The organism is Flavobacterium sp. J27 (genome assembly GCF_004303025.1).
In the GTDB taxonomy this organism is placed as follows: Bacteria; Bacteroidota; Bacteroidia; order Flavobacteriales; family Flavobacteriaceae; genus Flavobacterium.
Map to the genome: position 1 here is coordinate 75493 of NZ_PJQW01000006.1, position 16021 is coordinate 91513.

Below are 16021 nucleotides of genomic sequence, written 5' to 3' on the forward strand. Positions count from 1 at the left end.
ATTTTAGAATAAATCATAATTAGGATAAGCCGATACATTTTTCACTGCTGTGGATAAATCGTTAAGCATTTTACTTAAATTAGAATCATTAGAAGGTGCGTTATTCACAATGATAGCAATACTATAACCACCACCTATTTCCGCCAACCAAGATCTTGATCCGCCATGAGCACCGTTATGATTTTGTCGGTCTCCTGAAACACTCCAACCGCATGCATAACCCGGTGATAAAGTTGTGTCTTGAGTTAAAATAGTATGCGTACTTGCTTTGATAATATCTGGAGGAGTTGCGCTTCCATCTACTTTACCTAAATATTTTACTAAATCGATTGGTCTCGCTACCCAGCCACCAAAACCAGCCCATAATTGCATGTTTTGTTTGGTTTCTGGAGTATAATGTGCTTCATTTGATTTTACACTTCCATTGGCTAAACCAACATACATTCCTGAACCTACACCAGAAGGAGTCAATACATTATTACGAATAAAAGCCTCATAGGATTGTCCGCTTATTTGTTGGATTATACAAGCTAAGATAAAATAACCCGTATTAGAATAAGAATATTTCGTGTTAGGATCAAATTTTAGTAAATCAGAGGATTTTAATAGCATCTTCATGGTATCATCATAAGTTTTGTCTTTATTCCAAAATTCTGCCTCTCCATTACAAGTACGTAAACCTGATGTATGATGTAATAATTGCGAAACCGTAATTTGATTTAATTTAGTTTTGTCTGCAGGTGTTGGATATTTAGAACCTAGAATGCTATTTGGTCCAAATACTTTTTGGTTCATACTAATTTTATTTTGCTCTAATAATTTCATTATTCCAGCAGCAGTAACTCCTTTAGAAATACTCATAATTCGCATCGAATGATTTGGAGATAAGTATTCGTTTTTGGATTTATCTGCATAACCATAAGCTTTAGCAAAAACTAATTTTCCATTTTTGGTAACCGCAAATGACAAGCCGTCTACACCTTGGGTTTTCATGTAATTGTTAGCCGCATTATCTAAAATAGTTAAATCAGATGATCTCATCGCTGTATTTGTCCAAAAGGCGTTGTATTTATCACCACTACCAGAAGCAAAAGCATTCACAAATTCAGGAACATAGCCTTGGTAATACATATTGTCAAATGTATGTTGGTAATTCACTCTGCTTAAACCATGTCTGGCTGCCCATGCAGGTGTAGCCGATTTTTCCCAAACTGCAGCATATAAATCGGTATTTCCTTTTTGGTAACCGCTTACTGATTTTAAATGGTATCCTTTATTCGTACAGTCATCAAATGCTTTTTGATAATCTGCTGCTGAAAGATTATGTCTTGCAATAATAGCTCCTGATTTTTTTTCCCAAAAGGCTAAAAAATATTCTTTTCCATTTACTACATAACCACACACTTGTTGTAATTGGTAACCTAATTTGCCATAATCATCAAATGCTTTTTGATAATCAGTCGAAGTCATATTGTGTCTTGCTTTCCAAGCTCCACCAGCTCTTTTATCCCAAATAGCGGCAAATTTTGCTTGATTACCTACAGCATAACCTGATAAACATACAGGTCTGTACCCTTTACTTACTTTGTCATTAAAATCTTTTTGATAATCAGAAGAAGACATACCATGTCTAGCAGCCCAAGCTGGACCAGCTATTTTTTTCCAAATAGCAGCATATAATTCTTTTCCATTGCTAGTGTATCCAGAAAGAGACGTTACGCGATACCCTTTCGCATTTAAATTGTTAAATTCAGTTTGATACTGAGCAGAAGTCATTGCATGTCTCGCTACAAATTGAGCAGACATTGTTGCAGTAATAAATAATAATACCGCGACTAAATTTTCTTTTTTAAATAATTGTTTCATTTTTTTTTGTTTTTTTACCTGTTTGGGTAATTGATTTTTTGTTTGACAAAGGTAAGTTCCTATAACTTTTTGATAAAGAGTAGTAATACTGTTTTTTTAGGGTAAAATACCCTGTTTATTTTGCTGTATTTTTACGGTTTGTCTATTACTTGAAAGTTTATATTTTGATTAACATCTACTTAGTATTAAAATATGTTTTTTTTTTGTAAATTTGGTTTTGATTATGAAGCAGTATCGTTATATGTTAGTGTTTGTATTTCTTGGGTTCTTATTGAAGCCAAATGAAACCTATGCTTGTTCGAAAAATGTTGCTACAGAAAAAACATGCTGTACTTCTGCAAAAAATAAATTTCAAAAGAAACAGCATACCTGTTCAGACGATAAAGAAGAAAATAAATCCTGTCAAGGAAATTGTGATAATAGCAATTGTAATGTAAGTCTTGCTTTTTCAAGTATTTTACCAAATAACTATTCTATAAAGTTAAATAATGTAGTCTTTTTACATGGAAAGACTAATTTTAGTTATTTAGAAAAAAGAAATACCATTCCTTATTTTTCCATTTGGTCTCCTCCTAAAATAAGTTAATTTATACTACTGTCTAGCCATAAGTGTGGCTTTTTGTCTTTTTTTAGAAAAAGAAGTATTATTATTTACAAATTAACTTTATAAACAATGAAATCAATTCAAAGAATAATGATGCTACTATTTGTATTAGTAGCATTTACATCATGTAATGCACAAATTAAAAATGAAACTTCTATTACAGAAAAAATAGCAGGTAATTGCGGAATGTGTAAAAAAACTATCGAAAAAGCTGGAAATTTAAAAAATGAAGCTTCCGTAAATTGGGATAAAGAATCAAAATTAGCCACCATTACTTTCGATTCTAAAAAAACAAGTAAAGATGCCATATTAAAGCGTATCGCTTTGGCAGGCTATGATAATAATTCCTATTTAGCGCCTAAGGAAGCCTATGATAATTTACCTCAATGTTGTCAATATGAAAGATTAAACAAGCAAGAAAGCGTTGTAATGCCATCAAATACAAAGCATGAAGAAAATTCTGAAGGAACTCAAACAAATTTAGAAAAAGTGTTTGAAACGTATTTTGAATTAAAAGATGCTTTGGTAGATTCCAATTCTAAATCGGTGTCAAAGTTAGCTTCTGATTTAGTAATCCTTATAGAAAAAGTTGATATGCATTCTTTAGATGCAAAAACACATAGGTTTTGGATGGAAAAAAAGATGCACTTAAAAGAAAACGTTTCCACTATTGCGAATTCAAAAAAACTAGAAGGACAACGAGCAAACTTCATAGAGTTATCTGAAAATATGTATGCTTTGATGAAAACTTCTAATTTGAACAATGCAATTTACTATCAGCATTGCCCTATGGCTAATGATGGAAAAGGAGCGAATTGGTTAAGCAAAGAAGAGGAAATTAAAAATCCATATTATGGAAGTATGATGTTATCCTGTGGTAAAACAATTGAAACTTTAAAATAAGTTGTAATGAGATTGTTATGTAAATTGTATAACAATCTCATTAAATTTTAAAATAGCCATATATAAACTTATTTATATTTTTATGTCTATTAAAAATATAAACATTATGGAAATGAGAAAGATGCACCAAAATAATAAACCTTATTTAAAATTTGCAGTGATTATGGCAGTATCATTTGTATTAATGTATGCTGTAATGTTTTTGAATGTTGCCGAATTCAATCATATTTTTAATAGTTTAACACGAGTTTACATGACTACTTTGATGATTGCCACAATGGCTATTTCTATGTTGTTATTTATGTGGAAAATGTATCCGAATAAAAAAGTAAATTATGGAATCATTGGTTTTTCAACAATTGTTTTTTTCGGAACCTTATATTTACTGAGAACACAAACTCCAATTAATGATGTTCAATATATGAAAGCCATGATTCCGCACCATTCATCAGCTATTATGACCAGTAGTAAGGCTACATTTAAAGATCCAGAAGTGAAAAAGTTATCACAAGATATCATTGAAGCTCAAGAACGAGAAATTGCTCAAATGAAAAAAATGATAGAACGTTTAGAAAATAAACAGTAGTACATGAAGCAACTTCATATTAAAAATATGGTTTGTAACCGTTGTATTATGGTTGTTACATCCGAACTTGAAAAATTGGGTTATTCTTTAGTTTCAGTAGAATTAGGAGAAGTTGTTTTAAAAAAACAGATTTCTCAAAATGAAAAAGAGACTATTGCGCACCGTTTGGGAACCTTTGGTTTTGAAATTTTAGATGATTCAAATAGCAAAACAATCGAAAAAATAAAAACGTTATTGATTGATTTAGTGCAATATAAAAACAATCTTTTAAAATTGACTTTGTCAGACTTTTTGGTTCAACAATTACATCAAGATTACAGTAAACTGAGCAATTTGTTTTCTAACGTGGAAGGAATTAGTATTGAAAAATATTTTATCAACCTGAAAATTGAAAAAGTAAAAGAATTAATTGTTTATGATGAATTGTCTCTTTCTGAAATTGCTCATCTTTTGAATTATAGTAGTGTAGCGCATTTGAGTAATCAATTTAAAAAAAACACTGGTTTTTCTCCCAGCTATTTTAAAAAGTTAAAAGACACTAAACGAAAAGAGTTGGATCAATTATAAATTTTGCAAAATCTATCCATAATTGTGTAAGTAATTGGTTTTTTAGATTCCGAAATTTGTAATACTAAAGATTTAAATTATGACTCACAAATATACTATAGAAGGAATGACTTGTTCGGGCTGTGAAGCTACAGTAAAATCAAATTTACTAAAACTAGAGAATATCACAGACGTTACTGTTTCAAAAGAAGAAAAAGAAGCTCTCATTACCATGTCAAAGCATGTAGAGTTGCCAATTTTGCAGAATGCACTTGGTGGAAAAGAAAGTAAATACCAAATTTCTATTGGTAAACAAACAGATAAAAAAGAAAAACATTCAGGGTGCTGTACTACAAATGAAGTCAAGCAATATCCAGATCATCATCACCCAGTAGGAAAATATTATTGTCCCATGCATTGCGAAGGAGATAAAGTATATGATAATCCTGGTGATTGTCCAGTATGTGGTATGGATTTAGTAAAACAACCAGTAGTAAGTCTCGCAACAAAATACACTTGTCCAATGCACCCAGAAGTTGAGGAAGACAAACCAGGAAGCTGTCCTAAATGCGGTATGGATTTAGTACCTATGCAACCTACAAATTCTGAAGAAGAACAAACTTATGTTGCTTTATGGCATAAAATGAAAGTGGCTTTGCTATTTAGTATTCTTGTTTTTATTATCTCTATGTCTGAAATGATTCCGAATAATCCTTTGTATGAATTAATGGATTTAAAAAAGTGGAATTGGGTTCAATTTTTTCTAACGTTACCGGTTGTTTTTTATGCTTGTTGGATGTTTTTTGAAAGAGCTTGGAAATCCATTGTCAATTGGAACTTAAATATGTTTACTTTAATAGGTATTGGAACAGGAGTTGCTTTCCTTTTTAGTATAACAGGAATGCTTTTTCCAAATTTTTTTCCAAACCAATTTAAAACAGCAGAAGGAACTGTACATCTTTATTTTGAAGCCACAGCTGTGGTGTTAACATTAGTATTACTAGGTCAACTTTTAGAAGCGAAAGCACATAGTAAAACAAGTGGCGCTATTAAAGAATTATTGAAGTTAGCTCCAACTGACGCAACTATTTTAGTTAATGGTAAAGAAAAGAAGATTTCAATTCATGATATTCAAAAAGGAGATACTATTAGAGTAAAACCAGGTGAAAAAATACCAGTAGACGGAAAAATAATTGAAGGTAATAGTACCATTGATGAATCCATGATTTCTGGAGAACCTATCCCTGTAGATAAAAAAGAAGAAGATGAGGTAAAATCAGGAACGATTAATGGTGTCCATTCTTTTTTAATGGTAGCAGAAAAAATAGGTTCAGAAACATTGTTATCGCAAATTGTTCAAATGGTTTCAGATGCTAGTAGATCAAGAGCGCCCATACAAAATTTAGTAGATAAAATTTCTAAATATTTTGTACCTATAGTTGTTATTATTTCCATTATTACTTTTATCCTATGGTGGCTTTTTGGACCAGAGCCCAAATTAGTTTATGGTTTTGTAAATGCCATTGCGGTCTTAATTATTGCTTGTCCTTGTGCCTTAGGTTTGGCAACCCCAATGTCGGTTATGGTTGGAGTAGGAAAAGGAGCCCAATTAGGTGTGCTAATAAAAAATGCAGAAGCTATTGAAAAAATGAACAAAATTGATGTTTTGATAACTGATAAAACAGGCACATTAACAGAAGGGAAGCCCTCCGTTGAAGCTATAAAAGTAGCACATAGTGATTCAAATGAAATCTTAAAAAAAATAGCGTCTTTAAATCAAAATAGTGAGCATCCATTGGCTAACGCAGTAGTTACATTTGCCAAAAAGAAAAAAATAGATTTTTATAAAGTAACCGATTTTGAATCTGTTACAGGAAAAGGTGTGAGAGGCAAGATAAATGGTGACCAAATACTTTTAGGAAATGAAAAGTTATTAGAACAGGAACGCATTTTTGATTATGAAGATATTGAAAAACAAGTTATTGTTGAACAAGAGAAGGGCAAAACAGTTTCTTACATTGCTATAAATAAAAAAGTAGTTGGATATATTACTATAACCGATGCTATTAAAAAAACAAGTTTGGAAGCCATCCAAAAATTAAAAGAGAAAGGTGTTACTGTTGTAATGCTAACTGGAGACAATGAAAATACAGCTAGAGCAGTCGCTACAGAATTAGCCGTTTCCGATTTTAAAGCGGGTTGTTTACCAAATGACAAATTAAATTATATAAAAAAACTACAACAAGAAGGTAAAATTATAGCCATGGCTGGAGATGGAATTAACGATGCCCCAGCACTAGCACAAGCAGATATTGGAATTGCAATGGGAACGGGTACAGATGTAGCCATTGAAAGTGCTAAAATAACTTTGGTAAAAGGAGATTTAAAAGGAATTGTAAAAGCGAAGCAATTAAGTCATGCCGTAATGAAAAATATAAAGCAGAACTTGTTTTTTGCCTTTGTATACAATGCTATTGGAATACCAATTGCCGCTGGATTGCTTTTTCCTTTTTTCGGAATGTTATTATCTCCTATGATAGCTGCTTTAGCCATGAGCTTTAGTTCGGTTTCTGTTATTGCAAATGCTTTGCGATTACGAACGATAAAAATTTAAAATAATGAAAAAAATAATATATATAGTAACTATACTCTTACTTACTGGAACTACTATCGCGCAAAAAATAGTTCGGTATGACTTACATATTCGTGATACAATTGTTGTTTTTTCTGGAAAAGAAAAAAGAGCGATAGCGGTTAATGGTCAAATTCCTATGCCAACTTTAACTTTTACAGAAGGTGATTTAGCAGAAATTCATGTGTATAATCATTTAGAAGAAGGAACTTCATTACATTGGCACGGTTTATTTTTACCTAATCCAGAAGATGGTGTACCTTATTTAACACAATTGCCTATCAAACCTGGCACAGAACATGTTTATCGTTTTCCAATTGTACAGTCTGGAACCCATTGGTACCATAGTCATAGCGGTATGCAAGAACAAATTGGAATGTATGGTTCTTTAATTTTAAAGAAAAAAATAGACGATTCAACATTCAGAAAAGGAATCGATGATATTCCTCAAATACCAATTATTTTAAGTGAATGGACAAATTATAATCCGAAGAATGTACACCGTATGTTGCATAATGCATCGGACTGGTTTGCTATTAAAAAAGGAACAACTCAAAGTTATGCTGAAGCCATTCGAGAAGGTCATTTTAAAACGAAATTAACAAACGAATGGAAAAGAATGTTAGCCATGGATGTAAGTGATGTTTATTACGATGCATTTTTGTTAAATGGGAAAAAAGAAAGTCAATTAAGTCAATTTACAAAAGGGGATAAGGTGAGACTACGGATTGCAAATGGTGGTGCATCCTCTTATTTTTGGTTACAGTATGCAGGTGGGAAAATAACAGTGGTAGCTAATGATGGTAATGATGTGGAACCTGTTGAGGTGGATCGGTTGATTATTGGAGTTTCGGAAACCTATGATGTAATTGTAACGATTCCAAATGAAAATATTTCGTATGAATTTTTAGCTACACCAGAAGATAGAACTAATGCTACCTCTATATTTATTGGGGAAGGAGTAAAACAATTGGCTAATCCAATGCGTAAATTAAACTATTTTGAAGGTATGAAAATGATGAACAGCATGATGCATATGGATGGTACTATGGATGATATGGGTATGCAAATGAGTTTTCAAAAAATGGACATGAATACGGTAATGTATCCTGAAATTGCAGGAAATTCTATGAGGAATAAAATGGATAAACAGGAAAAAATGAATGCTAATGGAATGGAGATGAACCATAGCAATCATAATATGCCTTCTAAGGAATCCAAAAGGGTAACCTTAAATTATGCGATGTTGAAATCACCTACAAAAACAACATTACCAAAAGAAGCACCTGTTCGTGAATTGCATTTTGAATTAACAGGAAACATGAACCGCTATGTTTGGAGTATGGATAATAAAGTACTGGCAGAAACAGATAAAATTTTAATAAAAAAAGGAGAAATACTTCGCATTACTTTATATAATAATTCCATGATGCGTCATCCCATGCATTTACACGGACACGATTTCAGAATTTTAAATGGACAAGGCGATTATGCTCCACTTAAGAATGTTTTAGATATTATGCCTATGGAAACAGATGTCATCGAATTTGAAGCAAATGCTGATGGAGATTGGTTTTTTCATTGCCATATTTTGTATCACATGATGGCAGGAATGAATCGTGTTTTTAGTTATGAAAATTCTAATCCTAATCCTTATCTGACGAATAAAGAAAAAGCATATAAAAAATTGCAAGCAGAAAGTAATCGTTTTCATTTTATGGCTGAAAATGACTTTGCCACCAATGGAAATGATGGTCAAATGATGTTACAAAATACGCGCTGGAGTTTGGCTACAGAATGGCGTTTGGGATATAATGATCACCATGGGTATGAATCAGAAACACATATAGGAAGATATATTGGAAGAAATCAATGGTTTATGCCTTTTATAGGTTTCGATGCTCGATATCGTAAATTGAATCATGGCGAAATTGAGGAAAATTTATTTGGTCAAACAAGTACAAAAGACAAGCGATTACAAGCCAGTATTGGATTTGCTTACACCTTACCCATGCTTATTATTTTTCAATCGGAATTGTATCATGATGGCAATGTCAGACTGCAACTTATGCGTGAAGATATTCCTATTTCAAAACGCTTGAGAATGGCTTTTATGGTAAATACAGATAAAGAATATATGGCAGGTTTCAAATACATTGCTGGTAAAAATATTGGAATAACAACACATTATGACAGCGATATGGGAATTGGTTTTGGAGTGAATTTGAATTATTAAAAGAGAATAAATTCACATTGGGTTAATGAAAAATTAAGATACTAACCTTTTTGTAAAGTTTTGATAAACTTCACCTATAAGTATAGTAATACTTGATTTACTTTTTGTTTACAATCATGGGGTAATTTTGGACAACAAATAAACAACCCTTTTATTATTATGAAAACAAATTTTAAATCTATTTTTTTACTTGCTTTATCTATTACAGTAGTCTCTTGTAATGATGATGAAACAACAAAATTAAATGATAATCAAATTTCTGATGTAGGTTTTAATCAAATTAATTTTGGTGGAAAGAATATTCTTGATATGAAAGAATATTATCTAGTTGAGGGAGATATGATTATTGATAAAAATGATAATTATTCGAGAAATTATTATACTAATAATCTTGTTTCTAACACAAAAATCAATAATTTAAAAGTTATAATTGATAGTTCTATTCCTACAACAGGTACTGATAGCTGGCATACAGCTGTTGCAACTGCTATAAATCATTGGAATAACATTACAAATTCAAAAGTAAGTTTCACTTTAATTCAAAGTGGAGTAGCAGATATTACAATTAAAAGTGATACATTCTTGAGTCCTATGTTGCCAAATGGGGTAGTTGCTGGAGCGCCTACACCACCAGGGAATTGTAATCCAGGTTCATATATAGCTATAAATTTAGATTATAGTAATAATGTTAATGTTACTGAATTACAAAAAGTGTTTACAATTGTACATGAACTTGGACATACTATAGGTTTTAGGCACACAGACTGGAAAGTTCAAAATGAGAGTTCTCTACCAGGAGATAATCCAATCCAATATGCTGCGTATGTACCAGAGTCAGATCCATATTCAGTAATGATTTCAAGTACTAGTAATTGGAGTTTTCAAGGTTTTAGTGCAATTGATGTGAAATCAATTGAGGCTCTTTATCCAATTAACAATGATATTATTATTTTTCCACAAGAGGGTTATAATACGGCATATACATTAACTGTTAGATGGTCACCAATGTTTTTTTGCAACGAACTAGTTAATATCAAAATATATTTAGATAATGTTTTAATTGAAAATATTACGGGTTATCAAAATGTTGGTTTTTATAATTTAAACTCTAATACTTATGATGGGGATGTTAGGTTTGAAATATACTCACAATCAAATCCATCTTTAAACGATACAGTAAACTTTTTCCTATATAAAGATTAAATACATAAACAAACAATCTAGCTTTATGAAAACAAATTTTAAATCCATTTTTTTACTTGCTTTATCTATTACAGTAGTCTCTTGTAATGATGATGATACTAAAGAAGTAGAAACACAAGAATCTGTTACTTTAAAAAACCATTCACAAACACCTGCTTATTTAGCCAAAAAAACAGGTTTTGAAAGTCTTGAAATTTATTCTTTATTAAGTTCAGAGGATCAATTGTCTGAATCTCCTAATTTTGTTTATGGTTCAATGGCTGACGGAATGGGATTAATGAAATTAAGTGATGGAACCTATTCATTAATTAATAATATAGAAGCACATTATTCTATCGCTAGAATTTCATTTGACAAAACGTTCAAACCAGTTAAAGGAGAATACATTTTAAATGCATTAGCAACTACAGGTACAGCTCAATGTTCAGGATCTTTAATAACTCCTGAGGAACATGGGTTTGGTCCTTTATTTTTATCTGGTGGAGAATGGAATGGTTCTTCTCAAGGAGTTTTTGCAACTGACCCATTTAAAAGCCCTGATAATGCGGAATTGGCTACTATGCTTCCTGCTTTTGGACAATGGTCAACTGAAAATGCAGTAGTTATTGGTAAAGATGCTTATCCAAATAAAACTGTTGCATTTATAGGAGATGATACAGGTGATGATAATTTACCATCTGGACAATTAGCTATGTATATTGGTAACAGAGGTGATCTAGCAAGTGGAGAGTTATATGGATTAAAGGTTACAACAGCTGGCATAAATTATGAAATGGATATGCAAGAAGGAACTACATACCAAGCTGAATTTGTAGAATATACAGAAAGAACACTTGATGGTTTAGAGCAAGAGTCTAGAGATAAGGGAATTATGGGTTTTTCTAGAGTAGAGGATATTGACTATAGAAAAGGTTCGGGAAGCGCAAATAGAGAAATATATTTTGCTGTTACTGGAAAGAAAACAACAGCTTTAACCGATAAAGGAACTTTTTACGGTAGAATTTATAAAGTAGTTTTAGATGCTTCTAATCCAACTTTAGCAACTATTACTTGTGTTTTAGATGGAGATAACTTAACAGGTGTTGCCAAACAATTCCATAGCCCAGATAACATTGTGGTAACTAAAGATTATGCATACATCATGGAAGATCCAAACGGTTATCCAGATACAGGAGATAAAACACATTTTCCCTATTTATACCAATATAATTTAAATACAAAAACATTAAAAGTAGTTTTAGAATGTGATCAAATTGCAGCTGCAAACGCAGGAATTGGTTCCGCATCTTCAATGTGGGAATTAACAGGTATGATTGATGTTTCAGATATTATTGGGGTAGAAGGGTCTTTCTTAATTTGTACTCAAAATCACGGTTGGAATAATGATAGTTTTGTTGATCCAAATGCAATAACAAATACAACTAGAAAAGAAGGAAGTCAATTATATTTGATTAAAGGTTTAGAACGTTAATATGGTTAAAATATTGAAGATGAAAAACTTAAAGGCTATATTTGTATATAGCCTTTTGGTATTTATGAGTCTTAGTTGTAAAGAAAAAGAAGTGTATGAAACAATTGCTCCTTTACAACAATTAGAGATACAATTTAAAAATAATCTATGGATTACTGCTTTAGCTTTAGATTCCTTGAATGCTTCTGAAAATATAAAGGATAAACGCAGTTATTATTTAAAAGCACGAATGAATTTTAAGGTATGCGAGCCTATTTTGAGTTTTGTAGACGCAAGTAATTATAATTTTTTGAACCAACCTAATATTATAAAGGTTAATGAAGAAGATTTTACAGATATAAAAATTGATGAACCACAAGGCCTTCAAGTTATTGAAGAATTATTATTTAATAATGATAACTTGGATACTGAGTTCCTAAAACAGAATGTGTTAATAACTTCTATGCGATTAAAATTATTACATAAAAATCTCACTTTGAAGTATTTAAAAGAACATCATATTTTATGGATTATCAGAGATGCCCTAAACAGAGTGGCTTTAACTGGAATTACAGGTTTTGATTCTCCTGTGTTAACCAATTCATTGGAAGAAAGCAAGATAGTTTACACTTCTTTAAAAGAAATACTGTCTATTTACGAAAGTCAATTTCAAAATAAAGATTTGTATCACAATTGGATGAAGCAAATTGAAAGTAGTATTACTTTTTTAGCAGAAAAAGATTTTAATACGTTTGATAGATATACTTTTATCAAAGAACACACACATAAAGCTTTGGGAATTTGGAACCAAACCGTAACAGATTGGAATATTACCTTTCCATTCAAGCAACCAATTAATTATGACGTAACCAATTTATTTGAAAAGAATACTTTTAACATTAATTATTTTACCGATCAAAAAGAAAACCCTTTAGCTGAAGAAAAAGTACAGTTAGGGAAAATGCTTTTCGAAGATAAAACTTTATCTCATAATAAAACGATAAGTTGTGCAACTTGCCATAAACAGGAATTATATTTTACGGATGGTTTGATCAAATCTCCAGGAACTACTCGAAATTCACCTACTTTATTTTATGCAGCTTTACAAAAAGGTTTTTTTCATGATAAAAGAACGGGCAGTCTGGAAGGCCAAATTGTTGAGGTAGTAAATAATCCAAACGAGTTTCATTTGTCTTTAAATGATTTAGAGAAAAGAGTATTAGAAAATGAAGATTATGTGGCTACTTTTAAAAAAGTATATGCAAAAGGAATTGATAATCATTTAATTCGTAACGCTATAGCTTCTTATATTATGTCACTTAGTCCGTTTAATTCTAAGTTTGATTTAAACATGCAAGGCAAAGAAAATACTTTAACCAAGAATGAAATTAATGGTTTTAATCTGTTTATGGGGAAAGCAAAATGTGCCACTTGTCATTTTGCACCTTTATTCAATGGTTTGGTCCCTGTAGCATTTAAAGAGTCGGAATTAGAACTCATTGGTGTACCAAAAACAAAAGATACTTTACAAGCAATTCTTGATGACGATTTAGGACGTTATGGTGTTTACAAAACGGAAGAAAGAAAGTATTTCTTCAAAACGCCTACCATACGAAATATTGAAAAAACGGCTCCTTATATGCATAATGGGGTGTATACTACTTTGGAAGAAATTGTAGATTTTTATAACAAAGGAGGAGGTTTTGGTTTAGGATTTACTTTGGAAAACCAAACCTTGCCTTTCGATAAACTCAACTTAACGAATCAAGAGAAAGAGGATTTGGTCTTGTTTATGAAAACACTTACTGATAAGCTTTAAATATAAAAAAACTCCCAAATTTGGGAGTTTTTTTATTTATATGATTTATAGTTTTAATCTAAAAAGTCGTCGTTTGTTAATTTTTCATCCATTATTTTACTATTTTTCAATTGTACTGGTTTTCTGTTCTTTCTCATTTTTAAATTTAAGAATTCGACAAATAAAGAGAAGAAGATCGCAAAATATAGATATCCTTTCGGAATACTATGTACTTCAATATCGTTACCAAATTTGAAGTTTGCCAAGTGCGATCCTTCTGCTAAAAGCATTACTCCAATAAGAATTAAAAACGATAATCCTAATATTTGAATGGTTGGATGTTCATTAACAAATTTACTTACGGGTCCAGCAAAAGCTAACATTACAACAATAGAAAGAATAATAGCCATTATCATAATTTCTAAGGAACCTGCGTAACCAAAACCAGCTGGTGGTTCAGCAGAACTTACTAACCCGATTGCTGTTAAAATACTATCAAATGAGAAAACAATATTTAATAATGCAATTTGAATTATGGCAGCAGATAAACCGCTACTTGCTTTTCCAGCTGTGCTTTCTTCTTCACCTTCTAATTTATGGTGTATTTCGGAAACCGATTTGTATAATAAAAACAAACCTCCTCCAAAAATAATCAAACTCTGACCCGAAATACCTCCTGAGAAAAATCCAAAATCAAAGTCGTAAAAAGATTTTTTCAATCCCATGACCCATGTAATTCCAAAAAGTAAAATAATTCTAAAAACCATAGCTAATAATAATCCTATTCTTCTAGCTTTAGGTTGTTCTTCGGCTTTTAATTTTCCAGAAACAATAGATAAAAATACAATGTTGTCTATACCTAAAATAATTTCTAAAAAAGTTAAGGTTAACAGGGCAATCCAAGCATCTGGATTTGATAAAATCTCCATAGTGAGTTAATTTATTTGTTGTAAATTGTAATTAAAGTTGTTAAACGTAATTTATTCCTTTTTTGTTACAGATCCACGCTGTTTTTTTGTTTGACCTACAATGTTATATTCAAATGTATAACCTTTTGCATTGGTTGTCAGTATTTTTATTTGAACGGCATTTTTTTCACTCATTGATTTGGGATTGATTTTTTTGAGAATAAATTCGCAATCATTTACCCAGCGAACCGAAGATGTATCTTTTTTACCTCTAAACGTTTCAATTTGTATGGAATCGTTACGTTCAAAATAGGAAGTTTCTACTTTACCATCGATTTCTCGAATAAATTCAAAATTTCCAGTTTTAAAATCTTGGCAATTTCTTTCTTGTTCGTAGCAAGAAACCAAAAATAAGGATAATAAGAAAAAGAAAATGTTGTGTTTTTTAGTGCACATTTAAAATTTGTTTTTAATATTGTTTTTTGCAATTACTATTGTAATTTCTTAAGTTCGTCATCAGTAAAATGCTTCAATTCTTTCTCTTTAGCAAATTTGTCAGCATTGTATTCGTTGGATTTATTTTTAGGAATCGATAAACTGTTCCAATTGGTTTGTTTCAACATTTTTGCATAAAAAACAATTTGCCCAATGTGATATGGATAATGTGCTAATTGCCTGTTTATAGCATCTAACGCAGTCTGGCCTTCATTTCTAATGTAAATAATTTTGGATAAATCTTCGGGTTGAAGACTATGTATCGCATCAAAAAAGCATTGCCAACCTTCTTCCCAAAGTGCTAGTAAATTGTTCTTGTCTTCCTTTTCAAAAAGAGCATCAAACTCTTCGTCTCTTTTTCGCCATTCTTTTTCGCCATCGGCCGTCAAAAAATCGGTCCAACGTGACAACATATTGCCATGCATGTGTTTGATAATGGTGGCAATGGAGTTGGTATCATAATTAGGTGTTATGAATAATTGTTGCGTTTCTAATTGATCTATTGCTTTTTCGGCAATGGTTTTATAGTAAAGCATTTGTTTTTTAACGCTTTCTAAATAAATATTACTTGTTTCCATCGAATAAACTTTTCATAATGGTATTAATTCCTTTGAATCCTAGGTAAATAGCTATTGCACAAATGATAATTCCTATAGTTAATACATAAGGGTAAAGCGGGCTTTCCTCATTTTTAAACGAACTATTAATGACTATTGGCCCTATAAATAAAAGGGGTAAAGTACCAGATAAGTACTTAATTCCTTTTGCGAGTAATTTTTTATTGGTTCCCATAA

14 protein-coding genes are annotated in these 16021 nt (G+C 31.2%); 9 read left to right on the forward strand and 5 right to left on the reverse strand.

All coding sequences use genetic code 11. From position 1 onward, the window contains the following. Positions 1 to 3 precede the first annotated feature (3 nt). Entirely contained in the window at positions 4 to 1866 is a 1863-nt protein-coding gene (locus CX675_RS09745) for a serine hydrolase (protein ID WP_130735046.1), read from the reverse strand. Positions 1867 to 2089: 223 nt separating this feature from the next. On the opposite strand from CX675_RS09745, the gene CX675_RS09750 reads away from it, so the two are divergent. The 9 genes from CX675_RS09750 to CX675_RS09790 all read left to right on the forward strand — a co-directional run bounded on the left by CX675_RS09750 (position 2090) and on the right by CX675_RS09790 (position 13845). After that, entirely contained in the window at positions 2090 to 2452 is a 363-nt protein-coding gene (locus tag CX675_RS09750) for a hypothetical protein (protein WP_130735047.1), read from the forward strand. Positions 2453 to 2539: 87 nt separating this feature from the next. After that, the gene (locus CX675_RS09755; protein ID WP_130735048.1) at positions 2540 to 3373 is read left to right on the forward strand and encodes a DUF3347 domain-containing protein; all 834 of its coding nucleotides are present in this window, start codon (positions 2540 to 2542) and stop codon (positions 3371 to 3373) included. A gap of 106 nt (positions 3374 to 3479) precedes the next feature. Further along, positions 3480 to 3959 (forward strand): DUF305 domain-containing protein, encoded by a 480-nt coding sequence (locus tag CX675_RS09760; protein WP_205728622.1) that lies wholly within the window; start codon positions 3480 to 3482, stop codon positions 3957 to 3959. Positions 3960 to 3962: 3 nt separating this feature from the next. Continuing rightward, positions 3963 to 4526, forward strand: coding sequence for an AraC family transcriptional regulator (locus CX675_RS09765; RefSeq protein WP_130735049.1), 564 nt, complete (start codon positions 3963 to 3965; stop codon positions 4524 to 4526). Between the two features lie 79 nt (positions 4527 to 4605). Continuing rightward, entirely contained in the window at positions 4606 to 7119 is a 2514-nt protein-coding gene (locus CX675_RS09770) for a heavy metal translocating P-type ATPase (protein ID WP_130735050.1), read from the forward strand. Between the two features lie 4 nt (positions 7120 to 7123). Next, complete coding sequence (locus CX675_RS09775; protein ID WP_130735051.1) at positions 7124 to 9373, forward strand: multicopper oxidase domain-containing protein; 2250 nt, start codon at positions 7124 to 7126, stop codon at positions 9371 to 9373. Between the two features lie 159 nt (positions 9374 to 9532). Continuing rightward, positions 9533 to 10576 (forward strand): M57 family metalloprotease, encoded by a 1044-nt coding sequence (locus CX675_RS09780; RefSeq protein WP_130735052.1) that lies wholly within the window; start codon positions 9533 to 9535, stop codon positions 10574 to 10576. A gap of 25 nt (positions 10577 to 10601) precedes the next feature. Then, positions 10602 to 12047: an alkaline phosphatase PhoX gene (locus CX675_RS09785; protein ID WP_130735053.1), complete on the forward strand. Its 1446-nt coding sequence runs from the start codon at positions 10602 to 10604 to the stop codon at positions 12045 to 12047. 19 nt (positions 12048 to 12066) lie between these two features. After that, on the forward strand, positions 12067 to 13845 hold the full coding sequence (locus tag CX675_RS09790; RefSeq protein ID WP_130735054.1) for a cytochrome-c peroxidase: 1779 nt from the start codon (positions 12067 to 12069) through the stop codon (positions 13843 to 13845). Positions 13846 to 13898: 53 nt separating this feature from the next. On the opposite strand, the gene CX675_RS09795 is transcribed toward CX675_RS09790, so the two are convergent. Genes CX675_RS09795 through CX675_RS09810 form a run of 4 tightly spaced genes read right to left on the reverse strand, consistent with a single transcriptional unit; the run spans position 13899 to position 16019 of the window. Further along, positions 13899 to 14753 carry a TerC family protein gene (locus CX675_RS09795; RefSeq protein ID WP_130735055.1) on the reverse strand — a complete coding sequence of 285 codons (855 nt, stop codon included), beginning with the start codon at positions 14751 to 14753 and terminating at the stop codon, positions 13899 to 13901. Positions 14754 to 14804: 51 nt separating this feature from the next. Continuing rightward, entirely contained in the window at positions 14805 to 15188 is a 384-nt protein-coding gene (locus tag CX675_RS09800; protein WP_130735056.1) for a DNA topoisomerase IV, read from the reverse strand. Positions 15189 to 15223: 35 nt separating this feature from the next. Continuing rightward, complete coding sequence (locus CX675_RS09805) at positions 15224 to 15805, reverse strand: DUF1572 family protein (RefSeq protein WP_130735057.1); 582 nt, start codon at positions 15803 to 15805, stop codon at positions 15224 to 15226. Continuing rightward, positions 15792 to 16019 (reverse strand): DUF6095 family protein, encoded by a 228-nt coding sequence (locus tag CX675_RS09810; RefSeq protein WP_130735058.1) that lies wholly within the window; start codon positions 16017 to 16019, stop codon positions 15792 to 15794. The genes CX675_RS09805 and CX675_RS09810 overlap by 14 nt, the downstream gene beginning before the upstream one ends. Positions 16020 to 16021: the final 2 nt, after the last annotated feature.

Excerpts from the sequence above, each read along its gene's own strand:
- CX675_RS09755 (WP_130735048.1), top strand. The coding sequence starts at position 2,540 with ATGAAATCAATTCAAAGAATAATGATGCTACTATTTGTATTAGTAGCA.
- CX675_RS09775 (WP_130735051.1), top strand. The coding sequence starts at position 7,124 with ATGAAAAAAATAATATATATAGTAACTATACTCTTACTTACTGGAACT.
- CX675_RS09760 (WP_205728622.1), top strand. The coding sequence starts at position 3,480 with ATGGAAATGAGAAAGATGCACCAAAATAATAAACCTTATTTAAAATTT.
- CX675_RS09780 (WP_130735052.1), top strand. The coding sequence starts at position 9,533 with ATGAAAACAAATTTTAAATCTATTTTTTTACTTGCTTTATCTATTACA.
- CX675_RS09790 (WP_130735054.1), top strand. The coding sequence starts at position 12,067 with ATGAAAAACTTAAAGGCTATATTTGTATATAGCCTTTTGGTATTTATG.
- CX675_RS09810 (WP_130735058.1), bottom strand. The coding sequence starts at position 16,019 with ATGGGAACCAATAAAAAATTACTCGCAAAAGGAATTAAGTACTTATCT.
- CX675_RS09785 (WP_130735053.1), top strand. The coding sequence starts at position 10,602 with ATGAAAACAAATTTTAAATCCATTTTTTTACTTGCTTTATCTATTACA.
- CX675_RS09795 (WP_130735055.1), bottom strand. The coding sequence starts at position 14,753 with ATGGAGATTTTATCAAATCCAGATGCTTGGATTGCCCTGTTAACCTTA.
- CX675_RS09765 (WP_130735049.1), top strand. The coding sequence starts at position 3,963 with ATGAAGCAACTTCATATTAAAAATATGGTTTGTAACCGTTGTATTATG.
- CX675_RS09800 (WP_130735056.1), bottom strand. The coding sequence starts at position 15,188 with ATGTGCACTAAAAAACACAACATTTTCTTTTTCTTATTATCCTTATTT.
- CX675_RS09805 (WP_130735057.1), bottom strand. The coding sequence starts at position 15,805 with ATGGAAACAAGTAATATTTATTTAGAAAGCGTTAAAAAACAAATGCTT.
- CX675_RS09770 (WP_130735050.1), top strand. The coding sequence starts at position 4,606 with ATGACTCACAAATATACTATAGAAGGAATGACTTGTTCGGGCTGTGAA.
- CX675_RS09750 (WP_130735047.1), top strand. The coding sequence starts at position 2,090 with ATGAAGCAGTATCGTTATATGTTAGTGTTTGTATTTCTTGGGTTCTTA.
- CX675_RS09745 (WP_130735046.1), bottom strand. The coding sequence starts at position 1,866 with ATGAAACAATTATTTAAAAAAGAAAATTTAGTCGCGGTATTATTATTT.